The 22677-nt window shown below is 58.1% G+C and carries 13 protein-coding genes; 9 read left to right on the forward strand and 4 right to left on the reverse strand.

The genetic code is table 11. The annotated features are described in order from the left end of the window. The first annotated feature begins 660 nt into the window (after positions 1 to 660). Positions 661 to 2244, forward strand: a complete 1584-nt coding sequence (locus AAER43_RS15160) for a TerC family protein (RefSeq protein ID WP_057057790.1) — start codon at positions 661 to 663, stop codon at positions 2242 to 2244. A 90-nt stretch (positions 2245 to 2334) separates the two neighbouring features. On the opposite strand, the gene asmA is transcribed toward AAER43_RS15160, so the two are convergent. The 3 genes from asmA to udk form a co-directional block, all read right to left on the reverse strand. Next, positions 2335 to 4185 (reverse strand): outer membrane assembly protein AsmA, encoded by a 1851-nt coding sequence (asmA, locus tag AAER43_RS15165; RefSeq protein ID WP_050862497.1) that lies wholly within the window; start codon positions 4183 to 4185, stop codon positions 2335 to 2337. A 22-nt stretch (positions 4186 to 4207) separates the two neighbouring features. Then, on the reverse strand, positions 4208 to 4789 hold the full coding sequence (gene dcd / locus AAER43_RS15170; RefSeq protein ID WP_014884513.1) for a dCTP deaminase: 582 nt from the start codon (positions 4787 to 4789) through the stop codon (positions 4208 to 4210). Between the two features lie 91 nt (positions 4790 to 4880). Further along, on the reverse strand, positions 4881 to 5522 hold the full coding sequence (gene udk / locus AAER43_RS15175; protein WP_008500855.1) for a uridine kinase: 642 nt from the start codon (positions 5520 to 5522) through the stop codon (positions 4881 to 4883). 343 nt (positions 5523 to 5865) lie between these two features. Here udk and AAER43_RS15180 point away from each other — a divergent pair, with 343 nt between their 5' ends. Next, positions 5866 to 9195 (forward strand): diguanylate cyclase, encoded by a 3330-nt coding sequence (locus tag AAER43_RS15180; protein ID WP_057057791.1) that lies wholly within the window; start codon positions 5866 to 5868, stop codon positions 9193 to 9195. Here the strand turns inward: AAER43_RS15180 and alkA are convergent. Beyond that, the gene (gene alkA, locus AAER43_RS15185; RefSeq protein WP_050862499.1) at positions 9160 to 10032 is read right to left on the reverse strand and encodes a DNA-3-methyladenine glycosylase 2; all 873 of its coding nucleotides are present in this window, start codon (positions 10030 to 10032) and stop codon (positions 9160 to 9162) included. The two genes, AAER43_RS15180 and alkA, sit on opposite strands and share 36 nt — an antisense overlap. 130 nt (positions 10033 to 10162) lie before the next feature. On the opposite strand from alkA, the gene yegD reads away from it, so the two are divergent. From yegD to baeR, 7 genes are all read left to right on the forward strand, one after another. Continuing rightward, positions 10163 to 11515, forward strand: a complete 1353-nt coding sequence (gene yegD / locus AAER43_RS15190; RefSeq protein WP_050862500.1) for a molecular chaperone — start codon at positions 10163 to 10165, stop codon at positions 11513 to 11515. A 207-nt stretch (positions 11516 to 11722) separates the two neighbouring features. Then, a complete protein-coding gene (locus AAER43_RS15195; protein ID WP_014884517.1) occupies positions 11723 to 12925 on the forward strand; it encodes an MdtA/MuxA family multidrug efflux RND transporter periplasmic adaptor subunit in 1203 nt (400 codons plus the stop codon). Continuing rightward, the gene (locus AAER43_RS15200; protein WP_050862501.1) at positions 12925 to 16047 is read left to right on the forward strand and encodes an MdtB/MuxB family multidrug efflux RND transporter permease subunit; all 3123 of its coding nucleotides are present in this window, start codon (positions 12925 to 12927) and stop codon (positions 16045 to 16047) included. Before AAER43_RS15195 ends, AAER43_RS15200 begins: the two co-directional genes overlap by 1 nt. Then, positions 16048 to 19125, forward strand: coding sequence for a multidrug efflux RND transporter permease subunit MdtC (mdtC, locus tag AAER43_RS15205; protein ID WP_050862502.1), 3078 nt, complete (start codon positions 16048 to 16050; stop codon positions 19123 to 19125). Further along, positions 19126 to 20541: an MFS transporter gene (locus tag AAER43_RS15210; RefSeq protein ID WP_050862503.1), complete on the forward strand. Its 1416-nt coding sequence runs from the start codon at positions 19126 to 19128 to the stop codon at positions 20539 to 20541. Next, positions 20538 to 21941, forward strand: a complete 1404-nt coding sequence (gene baeS, locus AAER43_RS15215) for a two-component system sensor histidine kinase BaeS (protein ID WP_050862504.1) — start codon at positions 20538 to 20540, stop codon at positions 21939 to 21941. The genes AAER43_RS15210 and baeS overlap by 4 nt, the downstream gene beginning before the upstream one ends. Then, a complete protein-coding gene (baeR, locus tag AAER43_RS15220; protein WP_050862505.1) occupies positions 21938 to 22660 on the forward strand; it encodes a two-component system response regulator BaeR in 723 nt (240 codons plus the stop codon). Before baeS ends, baeR begins: the two co-directional genes overlap by 4 nt. Positions 22661 to 22677: the final 17 nt, after the last annotated feature.

Consider the following 22677-nt stretch of genomic DNA (forward strand, 5'->3'; position numbering starts at 1 on the left):
TGTGCAATTTAAATAAGCTCGGGTCGTATTGGGTTTCAGCATGCAGTTAATCAAATAGAAATATAACTGGCATCAGTCCTAAAAAAAGCTTATTCATCCATTGGCTATTGACAGAATAACCGAGGCTGATTCACACGCTTTCAGGCACGCTACCGCCCTTGGCTTTCAGTTACCAATCCACTGACTAAACAATGTGTTATGGATAGACACCCTCTTGAGCAAGGCCTTCTGGAAATATATCAGCCGTGTGAGACACCCAACGGATAATGAATAACCATCCCGGAAGACCAAAACAAAAATAGCAACAACAAGATTTAACATTTGATGCTGGGAGAATTGTTGCAGCTAACCTAATAGCAGGCAAGGAGACAACTGTCCTAATATCTGTTTTTAAGATTAATATTAAGAGCAAAGTTTTGACCTTTTAGGATTTTCTTTATATTGACAAAGCGGGAGCGAAAACCATTATCTGCGATATATCCTAAAATGTTCTCTTTATAATTAAACATACGTATTTTGCTTATTTACACCCCGATGAGTTTGCTCTCTTTTAAGCGTTTCGTATTAAGAGAAATCTCAGCCCGGCATTGCAATTTTCCCCGGCTTTATCCATGATCGAAGTGTGACATTCGTCATATAACAGAAGGTATTGCTATTACTATGGAATGGATTGCCGATCCATCAATCTGGGCCGGGCTGGTGACGCTGGTCGTCATCGAATTAGTGCTCGGGATTGATAATCTGGTCTTTATTGCCATCCTCGCTGAAAAACTGCCCCCTTCCCAGCGCGATCGCGCGCGCGTAACGGGCCTGCTGCTGGCGATGGTGATGCGTTTACTGTTGCTGGCCTCTATCTCCTGGATGGTCACACTCACGCAACCGCTGTTCTCCGTTCACGGCCTCAGCTTTAGCGCCCGCGATCTGATCATGCTCTTCGGCGGGTTGTTCCTGCTGTTCAAAGCCACGGTAGAGCTCAATGAACGGCTCGAAGGTAAAGACAGCGAGAACCCGACCCAGCGACGTGGCGCGAGATTCTGGCCGGTGGTAGCGCAAATCGTGGTGCTGGATGCCGTCTTCTCCCTGGATTCGGTGATCACCGCCGTCGGGATGGTGGACCATCTGGCCGTTATGATGGCAGCGGTGATTATCGCCATCACGCTGATGGTGATGGCGAGCAAGGCACTCACCCGCTTTGTGAACAGCCACCCGACCATCGTGATCCTCTGCCTGAGCTTCCTGCTGATGATTGGCTTTAGCCTGGTGGCCGACGGTTTTGGCTTCCACATTCCGAAAGGCTATTTGTACGCCGCCATTGGTTTCTCCGTCATGATTGAAGCGCTTAACCAGCTGGCGATATTTAACCGCCGCCGCTTCCTTTCCGCTAATCAGACCCTGCGTCAGCGCACGGCCGACACCGTTATGCGCCTGCTGAGCGGTAAAAAAGAGGATGCAGAGCTGGACGCCGAATCTGCTGCCATGCTGGCCGATCACAGCGACGGACAGATCTTTAACCCGCAGGAGCGCCTGATGATTGAGCGAGTGCTTAACCTTAATGAGCGCACGGTCAGCAGCATCATGACTTCCCGGCATGATATTGAGCATATCGATCTCACCGCCCCCGAAGAGCACATCCGCGCCCTGCTGGATAAAAACCAGCACACGCGCGTGGTGGTGACCGGCGGTGAAGAGGAAGAAGAATTACTGGGCGTCGTGCACGTTATCGACCTGCTCCAGCAGCAACTGCACGGGGAGGCGCTCAATCTGCGCGCCCTGGTACGCCAGCCCCTGGTCTTCCCGGAAGGATTGCAATTGCTCTCTGCCCTTGAGCAATTCCGAAATGCGCGAACGCACTTTGCCTTTGTGGTGGATGAGTTTGGTTCGGTTGAAGGGCTGGTCACGCTCAGCGACGTGATGGAAACTATTGCCGGCAATTTGCCAAACGAAGTGGATGAGATTGATGCCCGCCATGATATTCAGAAAAACGCCGACGGCTCGTGGACGGCCAACGGCCATATGCCGCAGGAAGACCTGGTGCAGTATGTGCCGCTGCCGCTGGATGAAAAGCGGGAGTACCACACCATTGCGGGCCTGCTGATGGAATACTTACAGCGTATCCCGCAGCCAGGTGAAGAGGTTCAGGTGGGTGACTATCGGCTTAAAACGCTGCAGATTGAAAACCATCGCGTGCAGAAAGTGCAGCTCATTCCACTGCGGGATGAGGAAGAACTGGATTTTGAGGTGTAAAAAAGCCGGGTGGCGCTGCGCTTACCCGGCCTACGACGTCAGGCTTTTGTAGGCCGGGTAAGGCGAAGCCGCCACCCGGCACAACTGGCATCAAAGCTTATCCAGCAGTTTCTTCACATCCTTGCCGTTCTGGGAATCTTTATTACGATCTGCCCAGCTATTAAGCCGACGTTTCGCTTCATCCTGCAGATGCTTACGCAGGATCTGATCCACCTGAAGGCTGTAATTCAGCGCCTGCCATTTACCATAGACGCTAAGCGGCACTGGCGTCTCTTTCAGGAAATCAATCAGCTTACTTTCGCCCTGCCAGCCGGAAAGTACCCGGACGTTAAAGCGCGTGTCCGCCGTCTCTTTGACCAGATCCAGCGAGCCTTCTCCGGTCAACGACAGCATAGAAGAGGTTCCCTGCATAGCTGCCAGCGTCAGTTGCCCGTTATCCAGCGTCAGATCCGTGGAGAAACTGTCGAGGCGCGTGACGCTATCGTAGTTTTCCTGCGCTTTGACGTCACTGCTGCGCTCCACTGCCTGCTGTACCAGCTGCTGGAAGTTAAGACCTTCCATACGGGAGTCTTTCAGGTCCACGTGCGCCTCGCCCTGCCATTCACGGCGGAAAGCTTCGGCATCAATTTTTGTGCCTGAGAAATCCCCCGCCAGCGTCAACTGCCCTGTCAGGGATATCGGATAGTTAAAGGCTTTAAGGATGGTACCAATCTCAACGTTGTCGAGACGCGGCTGGAATTGCGCGCGGGTTTCGTCCTTACGCACGTCCAGCGTGCCAGGCAGTGAAAGATGCCCTGCCCCCATTTTGCCGCTCAGCTCGGAGATCACCAGCAACCCGTTGTGGTTAAACATCTGGCCACTCACGTCGGTGAAGTCCATACCGCGCCAGCGCAGGCTGTTGGCTTTCAACAGGATATCGGCCGTGAATCCGCGCAGGGCGTTATAGTCAGGTTGATCAAGATTCGACGAGATAACCGGACGCGACACCGGCGGCTGGCTTTGTCCTGTCTGCACAGCGTCGCTGTCCGTTGTGCCAGCCGGTAGCGGCGGCAGGATGTTTTCCAGGTTGAGCTTGTCAAACTGCAGGTTCAGCACCCACTTCGGCTTCTCTTCGAGCGTGACGCTCGCCTGCCCCTTCAGGCTGCTGTCATTGGCCTGCAGGTTGAGGTTATCCAGCTCCAGCTGTTTTTGTTCTTCGCGCCAGACGGCCTGCATCGTCCCCTGCCCGGTGATCCCCTGGGTCGGAAGATCTGCGCCCGTGAGCTGCCAGTTGAGCTGCTGAATATCGGCCGTCAGCTGATGGGGATAATCTGACGCATTGACCCTGGCATTTAGCGAGAGGATCAGATCGCGCTGGTCGCGATTCATTCGCCCGCTGAATTCCAGCGACGCAAGATGGTGCGCATCCTGTTCCATCTGCAGATTAATATTACGAACCGTAACCTGCTCTTGATCCTCATGCTGAAATACCAGCACGCTATCGGCAACTTTCAGTTTGGCAATATCAAAGGACCAGCCCGTATCGGACGGCTCATCCGGTAAGGTATTCTCACGCGGTGCAACCGGCGCATTCGCGTTGCGCACGGCTTCAGTCTGCTGGGTAAGCTGAATGACCGCCCCTTTGAGCATCACCTGGTTTACCTGCAACTGGTGAGAAATGAGGGGGATGAGCGCCACATCGAGACGCATATTGTCCGCAGACACGATCGGCTGGGCAGCGCCCGGTGCCGTTAACGACATGCGGCCAGAGAGAATGCTGAGCTGTGGCCAGACGTGCCAGCGTAGCGGCCCGTCGAGCTTCAGTTGGTAACCACTGCGCGCCTCGACCTGCCGCACCATGTAAGCGCGGAAATCGTTAGGGTTAACCAGCAGAACCAACGCCGAAAGGCCAGCAACCAGCACGACCAGCAAAATCATCAGCGTTGTCAGAACTCTTCTCATGGCATCCTCAATGGACTAACGATCAGTCTTTATCAATACGGCTGGCAACCGCACCCTGCTGGTCGCGGTATTTTGCGTCCTGCCGGCGGTTATAAGGCCTGTCTGCCGGGCCGGTTAGCGGCTCAAAGCTTAACGCACCAATCATCATGCCGGGGCGCAGCGCCAGCGGCAGTTTGCCGGCGTTGAAGAACTCCAGCACGATACGGCCCGACCAGCCGGGATCGATACGGTGCGCGGTCACGTGCACCATCAGCCCCAGACGGGCCAGAGAAGAACGGCCGTCCAGCCAGCCGACGAGGTCAGCAGGCAGGGTCACGGATTCGAACGTCACCGCCAGCGCCAGTTCACCTGGATGCAAATAAAAAGCGTCACCTTCGTCAATGACGATTTCGTCACTCATCACGCGATCGAGCGCCGCGCTGACTTCATCCTTCGGCCCGCTGAGGTCGATGAACGGTGCAGTATGGCCACTAAAGGTGCGGAATTTATTCCCCAACCGTACATCAACGGTCACCCCATTGATACGCTCTACAGGAGGACGCGGGGTAATAGACAAACGGCCTTCATCCAGCCAGGCTTCAATATCGCGATCACAAAGACGCATGGCACTTTCTCCTTTCATGCATCGACCCCTGAGACCTTAACATCTCAGGGTAAAACCAGGTTATCTCTGAACGGTACACAATTCGCGCGGCTTATTCAAAAAACTGGCTGATTTTCGCTTTTAAGATATCAATGGCAATGCGGTTTTTGCCTCCGCGCGGCACGATGATATCGGCGTATTGTTTGGAGGGCTCAATAAACTGCAGGAACATCGGACGGACCGTTTTCTGGTATTGCGCCATAACGGAATCCATTGAACGGCCGCGCTCGTTAACGTCTCGCTTGATGCGGCGCATCAGGCAGATATCCAGCGGGGTATCGACGAAAATCGAGAAGTTCATCGATTCACGCAGGCGAGCATCGGTCAGGAGCAGGATACCTTCAAGGATAATCACCTTTTTCGGCTCGATGCGGATCGTCTCCTGGGTGCGGGTGTGTTCTACGTAACTGTAAACGGGCAGCTCAATTGCCTGGCCGCTTTTTAGGGCTTCTAAATGCTGGAACAGTAAACTGTGATCCATTGCATTCGGGTGGTCATAGTTGGTTTTTACGCGCTCTTCCATCGACAGATGGGATTGATCTTTGTAATAGCTGTCTTCGGGAATGACGCCGATGTGCTCATCACCTACTTGTTCACGCAGTTCGCGATAAAGCGTACTGGCAATTAGACTTTTACCTGAAGCCGATGCGCCGGCGATGCCTATAATGACGCACTGATGAGACTTATCAGTCATAAATTTAGCGACCTGATTAACCTGGATGTTAAGGAAGGACGACGCCGGAGCGTCAAACGCGGCAATTATAGGGATTTCGCGGGCGTGATACCAGTCGAAAGCGCAGGTAATGCGAGACAGCCTGTAAAGTTGCGAATTGTTCCCTGAGTGAAATTTTAATGCGCGTTTTTTCAGCGTTTCACAGCGATTTTTTAACCTGTAACTATTTAATAAGTCTATGATGTCAAATTATGAGCAGTCGCCATATGAATTGTAAATTGTTTGTACTAGCATAAACCAAATTATCAAATTCACTCGTACGGACTTCTCTCCTGACGGCACGGCGTCTCTGGATAAAGCGGTAATGAATAAACAATACCAGCGGGTTTTGGTTACCACCCCACATCCTTTATTACGACTTGTCTGTCTGGGCCTGGTCACCTTTATCTTTACCTTATTTTCGCTGGAGCTTACCCGCTTCGGCACCCTGCTGGCGCCGCTCTGGTTCCCCACCGCCATCATGATGGTGGCGTTTTACCGCCACGCGGGAAAAATGTGGCCGGGCATTGCCCTGGCCTGTTCGTTCGGCAATATTCTGGCCTCGTGGATGTTGTTCTCGTGGGGGGCGATTAACCTCACCTACACCGCCATAAATGTGATTGAGGCCGTCGTCGGTGCATTACTACTGCGCAAACTGCTCCCGTGGTATAACCCGCTGCAAAATTTAAGTGACTGGATCCGTCTGGCGATGGGCAGCGCGCTGGTGCCGCCGCTGGTAGGCGGTATTCTGGTGATTTTTCTGGTTCCCGGTCCTGAGCCACTGCGCGATTTCATTGTCTGGGTGTTATCTGAATCCATTGGCGCGCTGGCACTGGTGCCGCTGGGATTACTGTTTAAACCCCACTACCTGCTGCGCCACCGTGATCCGCGACTGCTGCTGGAAACGCTGCTCACAATGGCCGTGACGTTGGCCCTGAGTTGGGCAGCCATCACCTGGCTACCATGGCCATTTACCTGCGTGATCGTCCTGCTTATGTGGAGCGCCGTGCGCTTACCGCGAATGGAAGCGTTCCTGGTGTTTCTGGTCACCGTGATGGTCGTGTCCCTGATGATTGCCCATAACCCTGAGGCGCTGACCACCCAACACGAAGGGCCGATGATCAACGCGCCCTGGCTGCCGTTCCTGATGCTGCTTCTCCCGGCGAACGTGATGACCATGGTGATGTATGCCTTCCGTGCCGAACGCAAACACATCACTGAAAGCGAAGCGCGTTTTCGTAATGCGATGGAGTATTCCGCAATCGGGATGGCGTTAGTCAGCATTGAGGGGCAGTGGCTACAGGCCAACAAAGCGCTGTGCAATTTCCTCGGTTACAGCCAGTCCGAACTACAGTCACTGACCTTCCAGCAGCTCACCTGGCCGGAAGATTTGCACACCGACCTCGAACAGCTGGAGCAGCTGGTCAACGGCGACATCAACACCTATACCCTTGAAAAGCGCTATTACACGCGCAACGGTGAAGTGGTCTGGGCGCTGCTTGCCGTCTCCGTTGTGCGCCATACCGACGGCTCGCCGCTCTATTTTATCGCCCAGATTGAAGACATTAACGACCTGAAGCAGACCGAGTGGGTCAACAAACGCCTGATGGAGCGCATTACGCTGGCCAACGAAGCGGGCGGCATCGGCATCTGGGAGTGGGATCTGGAGCCTGACATCATCAGCTGGGATAAGCGGATGTTCGAACTGTATGAAATCCCACCGCACATCAAGCCCACCTGGCAGCTCTGGCACGACACGATGCTGCCGGAAGACCGCGCCCATGCAGAACAGGTGCTGCGGGATTCACTGATCTCACGTCTGCCGTTTAAGCTGGAATTCCGTATCCGCGTGAAGGAAGGCGTGCGCCATATTCGCTCCCTGGCAAACCGGGTGTTGAATAAAGAGGGTGAAGTCGAGCGTTTGCTTGGCATCAACATGGACATGACCGAGGTTAAGCAGCTTAACGAGGCGCTGTTCCAGGAAAAAGAGCGTCTGCATATCACGCTCGACTCCATCGGCGAAGCCGTGCTCTGTACCGATATCGACATGAACGTCACCTTTATGAACCCGGTCGCCGAGAAGATGAGCGGCTGGCTACAAACCGAGGCTATCGGCCAGCCGGTTCTCAAGGTATTACACATCACGTTTGGGGAGCGAGGGCCGCTGATGGAGAACATCCACAGCGGGGATATGTCACGCTCAGATATCGACCAGGACGTGGTGCTGAACTGCCGCACGGGTGGAGCGTTTGACATCCATTACAGCATTACGCCACTCAGCACGCTGGATGGACAAAGTATCGGCTCGGTTATCGTTATTCAGGATGTCACCGAGTCGCGCAAAATGCTGCGTCAGCTGAGTTACAGCGCGTCGCACGATGCCCTGACCCACCTGGCAAACCGGGTCAGCTTTGAAAACCACCTCAAACGACTCCTGCAAACGGTTCGTGAGACGCGGCAGCGTCATGCGCTGGTCTTTATCGATCTGGACCGCTTCAAAGCCGTCAATGATACCGCAGGCCATGCGGCGGGCGATGCCCTGCTGCGGGAACTCTCTTCCATGATGTTAACCATGCTGCGCTCCAGCGATGTGCTGGCGCGTCTGGGGGGTGATGAGTTTGGGCTGTTGCTCCCGGACTGCAATATTGAGAGCGCACGCTATATCACCGGTCGTCTGGTCCATAGCATCAACGACTATCACTTTATGTGGGAAGGCCGCCTGCATCGAATTGGCGCCAGCGCCGGGATCACGCTGATCGATGAACATAACCACCAGGCGTCAGAAGTGATGTCACAGGCAGATATTGCCTGTTATGCCTCGAAAAACAGCGGGCGCGGCATCGTGACGGTTTACGAACCGCAGCAGGAGCGGGATCACAGCACGCGCAGCATGATGTCGCTGGACGAACAATGGCACATGATCAAAGACAATCACCTGATGATGATAGCCCGTAGCGTCGCCTCCCCTCGCATACCGGAGAGCTGTAATTTCTGGCTAATTTCGCTGCGCCTGTGGACCAGCCAGGGCGAAGTCCTGGAGGAACACGCCTTCCGTTCTGGCCTGGCAGAGCCGGAACTGCTGCACGCCCTCGACAGACGCATCTTTAGCGACTTCTTCCGGACATCTGCCGCCAGGATCGCCAGTAAAGGCATGGGGATCGCATTGCCGCTTTCGGCAGCCGGTTTAGCCAGCGTGACGCTGGTCGACGAACTTCTCGATCTTCTTGATAAAAGCCCAATGCCGGGCCGTCTGCTGCATCTGGTGATCCCTGCCGGCGTGGTGTGTGATTCGGATGAGAATCTGCAGCGGGGTTTACAAAAGCTTCGCCAGGCGGGCTGCCGCGTGATCCTCAGCCAGATAGGCCGCGACATGGACATTTTCACCCACCTGAGTCCGAACATGGCCGATTACCTGATGCTGGATGCCGAAGTCGTGAGCAACGTCTATGGCAACCTGATGGATGAGATGATGGTGACCATCGTTCAGGGCCATGCCCAGCGTCTGGGGATGAGAACCATCGCAGGCCCCTGCAACCAGCCCATCATGATGGATACGCTTTCCGGCATTGGCATTGATTTTATCTATGGTGACACCATCGCCGAGCCGCAGCCGCTGGATCTACTGCTCAACACCAGTTATTTCGCCATCAACTGACGGCGCCCAGCCGTCGGTATACCAGATGTGCAGCAGCGCGTAGGAACGCCACGGCTGCCAGCGCTCGGCATAGCGACGAATTTGCGCAGGCGTCATCCCGGCGAAACGTTGCTTAATCAGATAATCATCCGGAAGAAACACATCTTTCGCCTGCCAGCCGCGAAGGGCGAGGTAATTTGCCGTCCAGCGGCCAATACCCGGCCGTTGTTGTAACGCCTTCATGCCTGCCTCAACGTCCTCAGGGGGCGTGAGCGGAAACGTCCCGTCGACGACCGACTGTGCCAGATGAATCAGCGATTCCGCGCGTTTGACCGGCATCCCGAGCGCTTTGAGCGCCAGCGGGTCGGCAGCCGCCAGGGCTTGTGGGGAGGGAAAGCAGACATAGCCCGGCGCATCCTTGACCGGCTCACCGCACAGGGCGACAACGCGTGAAGCCAGTTTAGCCGCCATCGCCACGCTGACCAGTTGACCCAGAATGGCCCGCACGCCCTGTTCGTAGGCATCCATCGCCCCGGGCAAACGCAGGCCTGGCCGCGCGGCGCCGAGATCGCCCAAAGTCCGGTGGACGTCCTGCGGATCGCAGGCAAGATCGAACAGACGCCCGATACGCTCAAGGCAAAGTCCGGCCTCCGGCGTTAACCCCGGGCTGAGCGTGACCTGTAGCGTATGGGTTTGCGTGTCCGGCGTAACGCGGAAGATCCCCTGATGCCCTTCACAGGCAAAACTGCGCTCGTAATAGCTTTCCGTGACCGTCTCAACCCCCGCCACCGCACGGGCGCCAAGAAAGCCAAACATCCATTGCCAGTCGTAAGGGGGGTGCCAGGTCAGGGTATGCATTGTCGCTCCTTTTTTGTTCCCCTCAGGATAAACTGAAAAAGCGTGTTACGCCTTGCTTTCATATTCCTGTTGTCGCCGGACAGGCATTCCGCTAAAGTCTCGCCCCTTCTCACTGGCATGGGGATTTATTGTGTTTATCGGATTCGACTACGGTACGGCAAACTGCTCGGTTGCAATTATGCAAAACGGGCAACCACAGCTCCTGAAAATGGAAAAAGAGAGCACGCTGCTGCCGTCAATGCTCTGCGCGCCGACGCGTGAAGCGGTGAGCGAGTGGCTGTTCCGCCACCATCAGGTTCCGGCGACTGCGGCAGAAACTCAGGCGCTGCTGCGCCGGGCAGTGAGCTTTAACCGCGAGGAAGATATCGACGTTACGCCTTCCAGCGTGCAGTTCGGCCTCGCTTCACTCGGGCATTACATTGAAGACCCGGAAGAGGTCTACTTTGTTAAATCGCCAAAATCTTTCCTCGGGGCCAGCGGCCTCAAGCCGCAGCAGGTGGCGGTGTTTGAAGACCTGGTATGCGCCATGATGCTGCATATCCGTCATCAGGCGCAGACGCAGGTCCCCGAGACGATTACCCAGGCCGTGATTGGCCGCCCGATCAACTTCCAGGGGCTGGGCGGCGATGAGGCCAACCAGCAGGCGCAGGGGATCCTTGAGCGCGCGGCGCACCGGGCAGGCTTTCGCGACGTGGTGTTCCAGTATGAGCCGGTTGCGGCGGGGCTGGACTTTGAGGCCACGTTGACGGAAGAAAAACGGGTGCTGGTCGTGGATATCGGCGGGGGTACAACGGACTGCTCGCTGCTGCTGATGGGGCCGCAGTGGCATCACCGCCGCGACCGTGAAAATAGCCTGCTGGGGCACAGCGGCTGCCGCGTGGGCGGTAACGATCTGGATATCGCCCTGGCATTCAAGAGCCTGATGCCGCTGCTCGGCATGGGCGGGCAAACGGAAAAAGGCATCGCCCTGCCGATCCTGCCGTGGTGGAACGCGATTGCCATCAACGACGTCCCGGCGCAGAGTGATTTTTACAGTACCGCCAACGGCCGCTTCCTGAATGACCTGATGCGTGATGCGCAGGACGCCGATAAAGTCGCCCTGCTGTATAAAGTGTGGCGTCAGCGCCTGAGCTACCGCGTGGTACGCACCGCCGAAGAGAGCAAAATTGCCCTTTCAAACCGCGCTGAACATGCGGTGTCCTTGCCATTTATCAGCGACGATCTGGCCACGGCGATTTCACAGGAGGGGCTGGAGACCGCGCTCGCGCAGCCGCTACAGCGCATACTGGAACAGGTGCAACTCGCGCTGGAGAACGGCAAGGAGAAGCCGGACGTCATCTACCTCACCGGGGGAAGCGCCCGTTCACCGCTGATCAAAAAAGCGCTGGCGGAACAGTTGCCGGGTATTCCAATTGCCGGTGGAGATGACTTTGGCTCCGTTACCGCCGGACTGGCGCGCTGGGCGCAGGTGATGTTTAGCTAGTGCCGCTGTGCCGGGTGGCGGCTTCGCCTTACCCGGCCCACAAAACCCTCGAACCGTAGGCCGGGTAAGCGAAGCGCCACCCGGCGAAAAAAAGCACCACACTCAGACAATTCCAGACAGTCTTCCATATTTCCTCCATTTTTCCGCTGTGTTGCCTGACTAAACTAGTATCATTCCCCGAAGTATTCAGGATGAGAACGTATAACGATGAAAGGCCGTAATAAATCCCGCTGGGCAATCGCCGCTGGCATCATTGTGGTGGCACTTGCCGCCGCCTGGTACTGGCACAGCCAATCCGCAAACTCTGGCGCCCCCGCCGGTGCCAACAGCGCATCACAGCGCCCGGCAGGTGGCGGCCGTCACGGTATGCGAGGCGGTGCGCTGGCGCCGGTTCAGGCAGCTACGGCGGTGAGTAAAGCCGTTCCGCGTTATCTGACGGGGCTCGGAACCATTACCGCCGCTAACACCGCCACGGTGCGTAGCCGCGTCGATGGTCAGCTCATTGCGATCCACTTCCAGGAAGGTCAGCAGGTTAAGGCCGGTGACTTACTGGCGGAGATCGACCCAAGCCAGTTTAAAGTGGCCCTCGCCCAGGCGCAGGGACAGCTCGCGAAAGACAAAGCCACCCTTGCCAACGCCCGGCGTGATTTAGCGCGCTATCAGCAGCTGGTAAAAACCAATCTGGTCTCCCGCCAGGAGCTGGACACACAGCAGTCGCTGGTCAGCGAAACGCAGGGCACCATCAAAGCCGACGAAGCCGCCGTGGCCAGCGCCCAGTTACAGCTCGACTGGAGCCGCATCACCGCACCGATTGACGGGCGGGTTGGTCTGAAGCAGGTCGATATCGGCAACCAAATCTCCAGCGGAGATACCACGGGCATCGTGGTGATCACCCAGACTCACCCGATTGATTTAGTCTTTACCCTGCCGGAAAGCGACATTGCGACGGTCATTCAGGCGCAAAAAGCCGGGAAAGGCCTGGTGGTGGAAGCCTGGGACCGCACCAATAAACAGAAGCTCAGCGAAGGTAGCCTGCTCAGCCTGGATAACCAGATCGACACCACGACCGGCACCATTAAGCTGAAGGCGCGCTTTAACAACCAGGACGATGCCCTCTTCCCGAACCAGTTCGTCAACGCGCGAATGCTGGTCGCGACCGAAGAGAACGCGGTGGTGATCCCCACCGCCGCGCTGCAGATGGGTAACGAAGGCAACTTTGTCTGGGTACTGAACAGTGAAAACAAAGTCAGTAAGCATCTGGTGAAAACCGGGATTCAGGACAGTCAGACGGTGGTAATCAGCGCCGGGCTTTCCGCTGGCGACCGCGTGGTCACCGACGGTATCGACCGTCTGACCGAAGGGGCGAAAGTGGAAGTGGTTGAACCTGCGAAACAGGGAGCGGCCTCCTGATGCAGGTTATGCCTCCCGTCGCTACAGGTGGGCCGTCACGCCTGTTTATCCTCCGTCCTGTCGCCACCACGCTGCTGATGGTGGCGATCCTGCTGGCCGGGATTATCGGCTACCGCTTCCTGCCCGTCTCGGCGCTGCCGGAAGTGGATTACCCCACCATTCAAGTGGTGACGCTTTATCCCGGCGCCAGCCCGGACGTGGTGACGTCCGCCATCACCGCCCCGCTGGAGCGCCAGTTTGGGCAGATGTCGGGCCTGAAGCAGATGTCCTCCCAAAGCTCCGGCGGGGCCTCTGTCGTGACGCTACAGTTCCAGCTGACGCTGTCGCTGGATGTCGCCGAGCAGGAAGTTCAGGCCGCCATCAATGCGGCCACCAACCTGCTGCCGTCGGACCTGCCTAACCCGCCGGTCTACAGCAAAGTAAACCCGGCGGATCCGCCGATCATGACGCTTGCCGTCACCTCCTCCGCCATGCCAATGACGCAGGTGGAAGACATGGTCGAGACCCGCGTGGCGCAAAAGATTTCTCAGGTCTCCGGCGTCGGTCTCGTCACGCTGGCGGGCGGGCAGCGCCCGGCGGTGCGCGTTAAGCTTAATGCGCAGGCGATTGCCGCACTGGGGCTGACCAGTGAAACCATCCGCACCGCCATCAGCAGCGCCAACGTTAATTCGGCAAAAGGCTCGCTGGACGGCCCAACCCGCGCCGTCACGCTCTCTGCCAACGATCAGATGCAGTCCGCGGATGAATACCGTCAGCTGATTATTGCTTACCAGAACGGCGCCCCGGTGCGTCTGGGCGATGTGGCGACGGTGGAGCAAGGGGCGGAGAATAGCTGGCTTGGCGCATGGGCGAACAAGCAGCAGGCGATCGTAATGAACGTCCAGCGCCAGCCGGGCGCCAACATCATTGAAACCGCCGACAGCATTCGCACCATGCTGCCGCAGCTGATCGAAAGCCTGCCGAAGTCGGTCAGCGTGAAGGTGCTTTCCGACCGCACCACGAACATTCGCGCTTCGGTCACCGACACTCAGTTCGAACTGATGCTGGCGATTGCCCTGGTCGTGATGATTATCTACCTGTTCCTGCGCAACGTCCCGGCAACCATTATTCCCGCCGTCGCCGTGCCGCTCTCGCTGGTTGGCACGTTTGCGGTGATGGTGTTCCTCGATTTTTCAATCAACAACCTGACGCTAATGGCGCTCACCATCGCCACCGGCTTCGTGGTGGACGACGCCATCGTGGTTATCGAGAACATCTCGCGCTATATCGAGAAAGGCGAAAAACCGCTGGCGGCGGCGCTGAAAGGGGCGGGTGAGATCGGCTTTACCATTATCTCGCTGACCTTCTCCCTGATTGCCGTGCTGATCCCGCTGCTGTTTATGGGCGATATCGTCGGGCGACTGTTCCGCGAGTTTGCCGTCACGCTGGCGGTGGCCATTTTGATCTCCGCCGTGGTGTCATTGACCCTGACGCCGATGATGTGCGCCCGCATGCTGAGCCACGCGTCCCTGCGCAAGCAAAACCGCTTCTCGCGCGCCTCCGAGCGGATGTTCGAACGGATCATTGCGGCGTATGGTCGCGTGCTGGCCAACGTGCTGAACCATCCCTGGGCCACGCTCGGCGTGGCGCTTGGCACGCTGGCGCTCAGCGTGCTGCTGTGGATTTTTATCCCGAAAGGCTTCTTCCCGATTCAGGACAACGGCATTATTCAGGGAACCCTGCAGGCGCCGCAGTCGGTCTCCTTCGCCAATATGGCGCAGCGTCAGCAGCAGGTGTCTGAGATCGTCATGAAAGACCCGGCGGTAGAGAGCCTGACGTCCTACGTTGGCGTCGACGGCACCAACCCGTCGCTGAACAGCGCCCGTCTGCAGATCAACCTCAAACCGCTGGATGAGCGTGACGATCGCGTCAATGCCGTTATTGAACGGCTGCAAAGCGCCGTCGCTCGCGTCCCGGGCGTGGAGCTTTATCTGCAACCGATACAGGATTTGACCATTGATACCCAGGTCAGCCGCACGCAGTACCAGTTTACGCTGCAGGCCACCACGCTGGATGCCCTCAGCACCTGGGTGCCGCAGCTGGTCGATAAGCTAAAAACCCTGCCGCAACTTAACGATGTAAGCAGCGACTGGCAGGACAAAGGGCTGGCCGCGTATGTGAACGTCAACCGCGACACGGCAAGCCGTCTCGGCATTACCATGGCGGACGTGGATAACGCCCTGTATAACGCGTTTGGGCAGCGACTGATCTCCACCATCTACACCCAGGCGAATCAATACCGCGTGGTACTGGAGCACAACACGGAAAATACACCCGGTCTGGCCGGGCTGGATTCGGTGCGCCTGACCAGCAAAGACGGGGGGATTGTGCCGTTAAGCGCTATCGCCACGGTGGAAGAGCGCTATACCCCGCTGTCGATTAACCACCTGGATCAGTTCCCGTCCACCACGATTTCCTTCAACGTGTCGGACAATTATTCGCTCGGCGAAGCGGTGGAGGCGATCCAGGCGGCTGAAAAAGCGCTCAGCTTCCCGTCCGATATTCAGACCCAGTTCCAGGGCAGCACGCTGGCGTTCCAGGCCGCACTGGGCAACACCATCTGGCTGATTGTCGCCGCCGTCGTGGCAATGTACATCGTGCTCGGCGTGCTGTACGAAAGCTTTATCCACCCGATCACCATCCTCTCTACCCTGCCGACGGCAGGCGTGGGGGCGCTGCTGGCATTAATGCTGGCGGGAAGCGAGCTGGACGTGATTGCCATTATCGGCATCATCCTGTTAATTGGGATCGTGAAGAAAAACGCCATCATGATGATCGACTTTGCGCTGGCCGCCGAACGTGAGCAGGGCATGTCGCCGCGTGAGGCTATCTTCCAGGCTTGTCTGCTGCGTTTTCGTCCGATCCTGATGACCACGCTGGCGGCCCTGCTTGGCGCACTGCCGCTGATGCTCAGCACAGGTGTCGGCGCGGAGCTGCGCCGCCCGCTGGGAATAGGCATGGTCGGCGGTCTGCTGGTGAGCCAGGTATTGACCCTGTTCACCACACCGGTGATTTATCTGCTGTTTGACCGTCTGGCGCTGTGGACGAAAAGCCGCTTCCCGAAACGTGAAGAGGAGGCGTAAGTGAAGTTTTTCGCCCTCTTCATTTATCGCCCGGTGGCGACGATATTAATCTCGCTCGCCATCACCCTCTGCGGCGTGCTCGGTTTCCGGCTACTGCCGGTGGCCCCCCTGCCGCAGGTGGATTTCCCGGTGATCATGGTCAGCGCCTCGCTGCCGGGCGCCTCACCGGAAACCATGGCGTCATCCGTCGCCACGCCGCTGGAGCGCTCGCTCGGGCGGATTGCCGGGGTCAACGAGATGACCTCCAGCAGTTCGCTCGGCAGTACGCGCATCATTCTCGAGTTCAGCTTCGACCGGGATATTAACGGCGCAGCGCGCGACGTGCAGGCCGCCATCAACGCCGCGCAAAGCCTGCTGCCGAGCGGGATGCCGAGCCGCCCGACCTACCGCAAGGCCAACCCGTCCGATGCGCCGATCATGATCCTGACGCTGACCTCCGATACCTATTCTCAGGGGCAGCTTTACGACTTTGCGTCCACCCAACTGGCGCAGACGATCTCACAGATTAACGGCGTCGGTGACGTGAGCGTCGGCGGGAGCTCCCTGCCCGCCGTGCGCGTGGGATTAAACCCGCAGGCGCTGTTCAATCAGGGCGTGTCGCTGGACGATGTGCGATCCGCCATCAGCAACGCCAACGTGCGCAAACCGCAAGGGGCGGTTGAGGACAGCAGCCACCGCTGGCAGATCCACACCAACGACGAGCTGAAAACTGCAGCTGAATATCAGCCGTTGATTATTCACTACAACAACGGCGCGGCGGTACGCTTAAGCGATGTCGCCAGCGTGACGGACTCCGTGCAGGACGTGCGCAACGCCGGAATGACCAACGCCAAACCGGCTATCCTACTGATGATTCGCAAGCTGCCGGAAGCGAACATTATTGAGACGGTGAACAGCATTCGCGCCCGCCTCCCGGAGCTCCAGGAAACCATCCCGGCCGCGATCGATCTGCAAATTGCCCAGGATCGTTCCCCGACCATTCGCGCCTCGCTTGAGGAGGTGGAGCAGACGCTGGTGATCTCCGTCGCACTGGTGATCCTGGTGGTATTCCTGTTCCTGCGCTCCGGTCGGGCGACGCTGATCCCGGCGGTGGCCGTGCCGGTGTCGCTTATTGGCACCTTTGCCGCCATGTACCTGTGCGGGTTTAGCCTCAATAACCTGTCGCTGATGGCCCTGACCATTGCGACGGGTTTTGTGGTGGATGACGCTATCGTGGTGCTGGAGAACATTTCCCGCCATCTGGAAGCGGGCGTGAAGCCGCTTCAGGCCGCGCTGCAGGGGACGCGCGAGGTGGGCTTTACGGTGCTCTCCATGAGCCTGTCCCTGCTGGCGGTGTTCCTGCCGCTGCTGCTGATGGGCGGCCTGCCGGGTCGGCTGTTGCGGGAGTTTGCCGTCACGCTTTCGGTCGCCATCGGCATCTCGCTGCTGATTTCGCTGACGCTCACGCCGATGATGTGCGGGTGGATGCTCAAGCGCAGCAAGCCGCACTCCCAGCCGCGTCGCAATGGCTTTGGCCGTTTCCTGATGGCGATGCAGGAAGGCTATGGCAAATCGCTGAAGTGGGTGCTCAACCATACCCGGCTTGTCGGCCTGGTGCTCATCGGCACCATTGTGCTCAACGTCTGGATGTATATCACCATCCCGAAAACCTTCTTCCCGGAGCAAGATACCGGCGTGCTGATGGGCGGCATTCAGGCGGACCAGAGCATTTCGTTCCAGGCGATGCGCGGCAAGCTGCAGGACTTTATGAAGATCATTCGTGAAGACAACGCCGTGGATAACGTCACCGGCTTTACCGGCGGATCGCGCGTCAACAGCGGGATGATGTTTATCACCCTCAAACCGCGCAGCGAGCGCAATGAAACCGCCCAGCAGGTGATCGACCGCCTGCGGGTCAAGCTCGCCAAAGAGCCGGGGGCCAACCTGTTTTTGATGGCCGTTCAGGATATCCGCGTCGGCGGGCGTCAGGCTAACGCCAGCTATCAGTACACGCTGCTCTCGGATGATTTGGCGGCCCTGCGCGAGTGGGAACCGAAGATCCGCAAGGCGCTGGCCGCCCTGCCGGAGCTGGCGGACGTGAACTCCGATCAGCAGGACAACGGCGCCGAGATGGCCCTGACCTACGACCGCGAAACCATGTCGCGGCTGGGCATCAACGTTGAGGCCGCCAACAGCCTGCTAAACAACGCCTTCGGCCAGCGCGAGATCTCGACCATCTACCAGCCGATGAACCAGTACAAGGTGGTGATGGAGGTGGATCCGCGTTATACCCAGGACATCAGCGCCCTGGACAAAATGTTTGTGATTAACAACGACGGCAAGGCGATACCGCTCTCCTACTTTGCCAGCTGGCAGCCAGCCAACGCGCCGCTGTCGGTAAACCACCAGGGGCTGTCAGCGGCGTCGACCATCTCCTTCAACCTGCCCGCCGGTTCGTCGCTTTCCGAAGCCAGCGATGCGATCAACCGTGCGATGACGCAGCTCGGCGTGCCGTCCACCGTGCGCGGCAGTTTTGCCGGCACCGCGCAGGTGTTCCAGGAGACGATGAACTCGCAGGTGATTTTGATTCTGGCCGCCATCGCCACGGTCTACATTGTGCTGGGTATCCTGTATGAGAGCTACGTTCACCCGCTGACTATTCTCTCGACGCTACCCTCCGCAGGCGTGGGGGCACTGCTGGCGCTTGAGCTGTTTGGTGCGCCATTCAGCCTTATCGCGCTCATCGGGATCATGCTATTGATCGGTATTGTGAAGAAAAACGCGATTATGATGGTCGACTTCGCGCTGGACGCCCAGCGTAATGGCAATCTCTCCCCGGAAGAGGCGATCTTCCAGGCGTGCCTGCTGCGTTTTCGTCCGATCATGATGACCACCCTGGCGGCACTGTTTGGTGCGTTGCCGCTGGTTGTCTCGGGCGGCGACGGGTCTGAACTGCGCCAACCGCTGGGGATCACCATTGTCGGCGGCCTGGTGATGAGCCAGCTGTTGACGCTGTACACCACGCCGGTGGTCTATCTGTTCTTCGACCGCCTGCGGCTGCGTTTTTCGCGTAAAAACAGATCCACGGTGACCGAGTAAATGACCGACCTCCCCGCTAACGTTCGCTGGCAGTTATGGATAGTCGCCTTCGGCTTCTTTATGCAGTCGCTGGACACGACCATCGTCAATACTGCCCTCCCCTCCATGGCGAAAAGCCTGGGGGAGAGCCCGCTGCATATGCATATGGTGATTGTCGCCTACGTGCTGACGGTTGCCGTCATGCTGCCTGCCAGCGGCTGGCTGGCGGACAAAGTGGGCGTGCGAAATATCTTCTTTACCGCCATCGTGCTGTTCACCACCGGCTCGCTGTTTTGCGCTCAGGCCAGTACCCTCGACCAGCTGGTCATGGCGCGCGTGCTGCAGGGCGTTGGCGGGGCGATGATGGTGCCCGTCGGGCGATTAACGGTGATGAAGATTGTCCCGCGCGAGCAGTACATGGCGGCGATGACCTTTGTCACCCTCCCCGGCCAGGTGGGGCCGCTGCTGGGCCCGGCGCTGGGCGGGATGCTGGTGGAGTACGCCTCCTGGCACTGGATTTTCTTAATCAACCTGCCGGTGGGCATCATCGGCGCGATTGCCACTCTGGCGCTGATGCCGAACTACACAATGCAGACGCGTCGCTTCGATTTCTTCGGTTTCATTCTGCTGGCAGCGGGCATGGCCACGCTCACCCTGGCGCTCGACGGACAAAAGGGGCTGGGGATCTCTTCCCTCATGCTCGGTGTTCTGGTCACCCTCGGCATCACCGCGATTCTGTGGTACCTGTGGCATGCCAGAGGAAACGATCGGGCCTTGTTCAGCCTGAATTTGTTTAAAAACCCGACCTACCGTCTGGGACTGCTGGGAAGTTTTGCCGGACGTATTGGCAGCGGCATGTTGCCGTTCATGACCCCCGTTTTTCTGCAAATCGGGATGGGATTTTCACCGTTTCACGCGGGCCTGATGATGATCCCGATGGTGCTCGGCAGCATGGGCATGAAGCGCATCGTAGTGCAGGTGGTGAACCGTTTTGGCTATCGTCACGTGCTGGTGGCCGCCACGCTGGGGCTGGCGCTGGTGAGCCTGCTGTTCATGGCTGTGGCGTTAATGGGCTGGTTCTACGTTCTGCCGCTGGTCCTGTTCTGCCAGGGAATCATCAACTCCATGCGTTTCTCGTCGATGAATACCCTGACGCTGAAAGATTTGCCGGACGAACTGGCGAGCAGCGGCAACAGCCTGCTGTCGATGATCATGCAGTTCTCCATGAGCGTGGGGGTGACGATCGCCGGACTGCTGCTCGGCATGTACGGCCAGCACCATCTCAGCGTCGATACGCCGGTGGCGCATCAGATCTTTTTATATACGTATCTCAGCATGGCGGTCATCATCGCCCTGCCCGCATTCATCTTCGCCAGAGTGCCGGATGATACCAGCAAGAACGTCGTGATTAGGCGCGGCAAAAGGAGTGGCTCATGAAATTCTGGCGACCGGGGATCACCGGCAAGCTCTTTGTGGCGATCTTCGCCACCTGTATCGTCCTGCTGATCACCATGCACTGGGCCGTGCGGGTCAGCTTTGAGCGGGGTTTTATTGATTACATTAAGCACGGCAACGAGCAGCGTCTGCAGGGCTTAAGCGATGCGCTGGGCGAACAGTACGCCCAGCACGGCAACTGGCGTTTTCTGCGCAACAATGACCGATTTATTTTCCAGATCCTGCGCTCGCTGGAGCACGATACCGGGGACGATCGTCCCGGCCCGGGCATGCCGCCGCACGGCTGGCGCACCCAGTTTTGGGTCATTGACCAGGAGATGCGCACGCTGGTTGGCCCGCGCGCACCGATTCCGCCGGACGGCACCCGGCGGGCGATTAAGGTCAATAACGCCACCGTCGGCTGGGTTATCGCCTCCCCGGTGGAGCGCCTGACGCGAAATACCGACATCAACTTTGACCGCCAGCAGCGCCGGACCAGTTGGCTGATTGTCGCCCTCTCCACCCTGCTCGCCGCGCTCGCCACCTTCCCGCTGGCGCGCGGTCTGCTCGCCCCGGTAAAGCGGCTGGTGGAAGGGACGCACAAGCTGGCCGCCGGGGATTTCACCACCCGCGTCGATACCCGTAGCCAGGACGAACTCGGCCGGCTGGCGCAGGACTTTAACCAGCTCGCCAGCACGCTGGAGAAAAACCAGCAGATGCGACGCGACTTTATGGCCGATATTTCTCACGAACTGCGTACGCCGCTGGCGGTCCTGCGCGGCGAGCTGGAAGCCATTCAGGACGGCGTACGTCAGTTTACGCCTGAATCGGTGGCCTCTCTGCAGGCGGAAGTGGGCACACTCACCAAACTGGTGGATGACCTCCATCAGCTCTCTATGTCCGACGAAGGTGCACTGGCCTACCAGAAGGCGCCGGTTGATGTGATTAACGTGCTTGAAGTTGCCAGCGGCGCCTTCCGGGAACGGTTTGCCAGCCGCAACCTGAAGATAGATCTCTCCCTGCCGGACAGCGCGGTGGTGTTTGGCGACAAAGACCGTCTGATGCAGCTCTTCAATAATCTGCTGGAAAACAGCCTGCGCTATACCGACAGCGGCGGCGGGCTGCATATCTCTGGCAGACAGGAAAACGGGTGCTTTGCCCTCACCTTCGCCGATTCCGCCCCAGGGGTGCAGGATGCGCAGCTGGACAAACTATTCGAACGTTTTTACCGGACCGAAGGCTCCCGCAACCGCGCCAGCGGCGGATCCGGCCTGGGGCTGGCGATTTGCGTTAACATCGTCGAGGCGCATAATGGAACGATCCGCGCCGCCCATTCGCCTTTTGGCGGGGTTAGCATTACAGTAGAGTTACCTCTGGAACGGGATTTATCGAGAGAAGCATGACCGAGTTACCGATTGACGAAAACACGCCACGTATTTTGATTGTCGAAGACGAACCCAAGCTGGGGCAACTGCTGATCGACTATTTACGCGCGGCCAGCTATGCCCCGTCACTGATAAGCCACGGCGACCAGGTGCTGCCATACGTGCGCCAGACCCCGCCGGATCTGATCCTGCTGGATTTAATGCTGCCGGGCGTTGACGGACTGACCCTGTGCCGGGAAATTCGTCGTTTCTCCGACGTGCCGATCGTCATGGTCACCGCCAAAATTGAAGAGATTGACCGCCTGCTGGGCCTCGAAATCGGCGCGGACGATTACATCTGTAAACCCTACAGCCCGCGTGAAGTGGTCGCCCGGGTGAAAACCATTCTGCGCCGCTGCAAACCGCAGCGCGAACTGCAGGTGCTGGATGCACAAAGCCCGCTGATTGTCGACGAAAGCCGTTTCCAGGCAAGCTGGCGCAGTAAGCTGCTGGACCTGACGCCTGCCGAATTCCGCCTGCTGAAAACCCTCTCTCATGAGCCCGGGAAGGTATTTTCCAGAGAACAGTTGCTGAACCATCTGTACGATGATTACCGCGTGGTGACTGACCGCACCATCGACAGCCACATCAAAAACCTGCGCCGCAAGCTGGAGGCGCTGGACGCCGAGCAGTCGTTTATCCGCGCGGTGTACGGCGTGGGGTACCGCTGGGAAGCGGATGCGTGCAGGATAGCCTAGTCCGCCGCTGGTCAACG

The organism is Enterobacter sp. FUJ80071 (genome assembly GCF_038739915.1).
GTDB lineage: Bacteria > Pseudomonadota > Gammaproteobacteria > Enterobacterales > Enterobacteriaceae > Enterobacter > Enterobacter kobei.

Excerpts from the sequence above, each read along its gene's own strand:
- AAER43_RS15195 (WP_014884517.1), top strand. The coding sequence starts at position 11,723 with ATGAAAGGCCGTAATAAATCCCGCTGGGCAATCGCCGCTGGCATCATT.
- AAER43_RS15210 (WP_050862503.1), top strand. The coding sequence starts at position 19,126 with ATGACCGACCTCCCCGCTAACGTTCGCTGGCAGTTATGGATAGTCGCC.
- udk (WP_008500855.1), bottom strand. The coding sequence starts at position 5,522 with ATGACTGATAAGTCTCATCAGTGCGTCATTATAGGCATCGCCGGCGCA.
- alkA (WP_050862499.1), bottom strand. The coding sequence starts at position 10,032 with ATGCATACCCTGACCTGGCACCCCCCTTACGACTGGCAATGGATGTTT.
- AAER43_RS15160 (WP_057057790.1), top strand. The coding sequence starts at position 661 with ATGGAATGGATTGCCGATCCATCAATCTGGGCCGGGCTGGTGACGCTG.
- dcd (WP_014884513.1), bottom strand. The coding sequence starts at position 4,789 with ATGCGTCTTTGTGATCGCGATATTGAAGCCTGGCTGGATGAAGGCCGT.
- baeR (WP_050862505.1), top strand. The coding sequence starts at position 21,938 with ATGACCGAGTTACCGATTGACGAAAACACGCCACGTATTTTGATTGTC.
- baeS (WP_050862504.1), top strand. The coding sequence starts at position 20,538 with ATGAAATTCTGGCGACCGGGGATCACCGGCAAGCTCTTTGTGGCGATC.
- AAER43_RS15180 (WP_057057791.1), top strand. The coding sequence starts at position 5,866 with ATGAATAAACAATACCAGCGGGTTTTGGTTACCACCCCACATCCTTTA.
- AAER43_RS15200 (WP_050862501.1), top strand. The coding sequence starts at position 12,925 with ATGCAGGTTATGCCTCCCGTCGCTACAGGTGGGCCGTCACGCCTGTTT.
- asmA (WP_050862497.1), bottom strand. The coding sequence starts at position 4,185 with ATGAGAAGAGTTCTGACAACGCTGATGATTTTGCTGGTCGTGCTGGTT.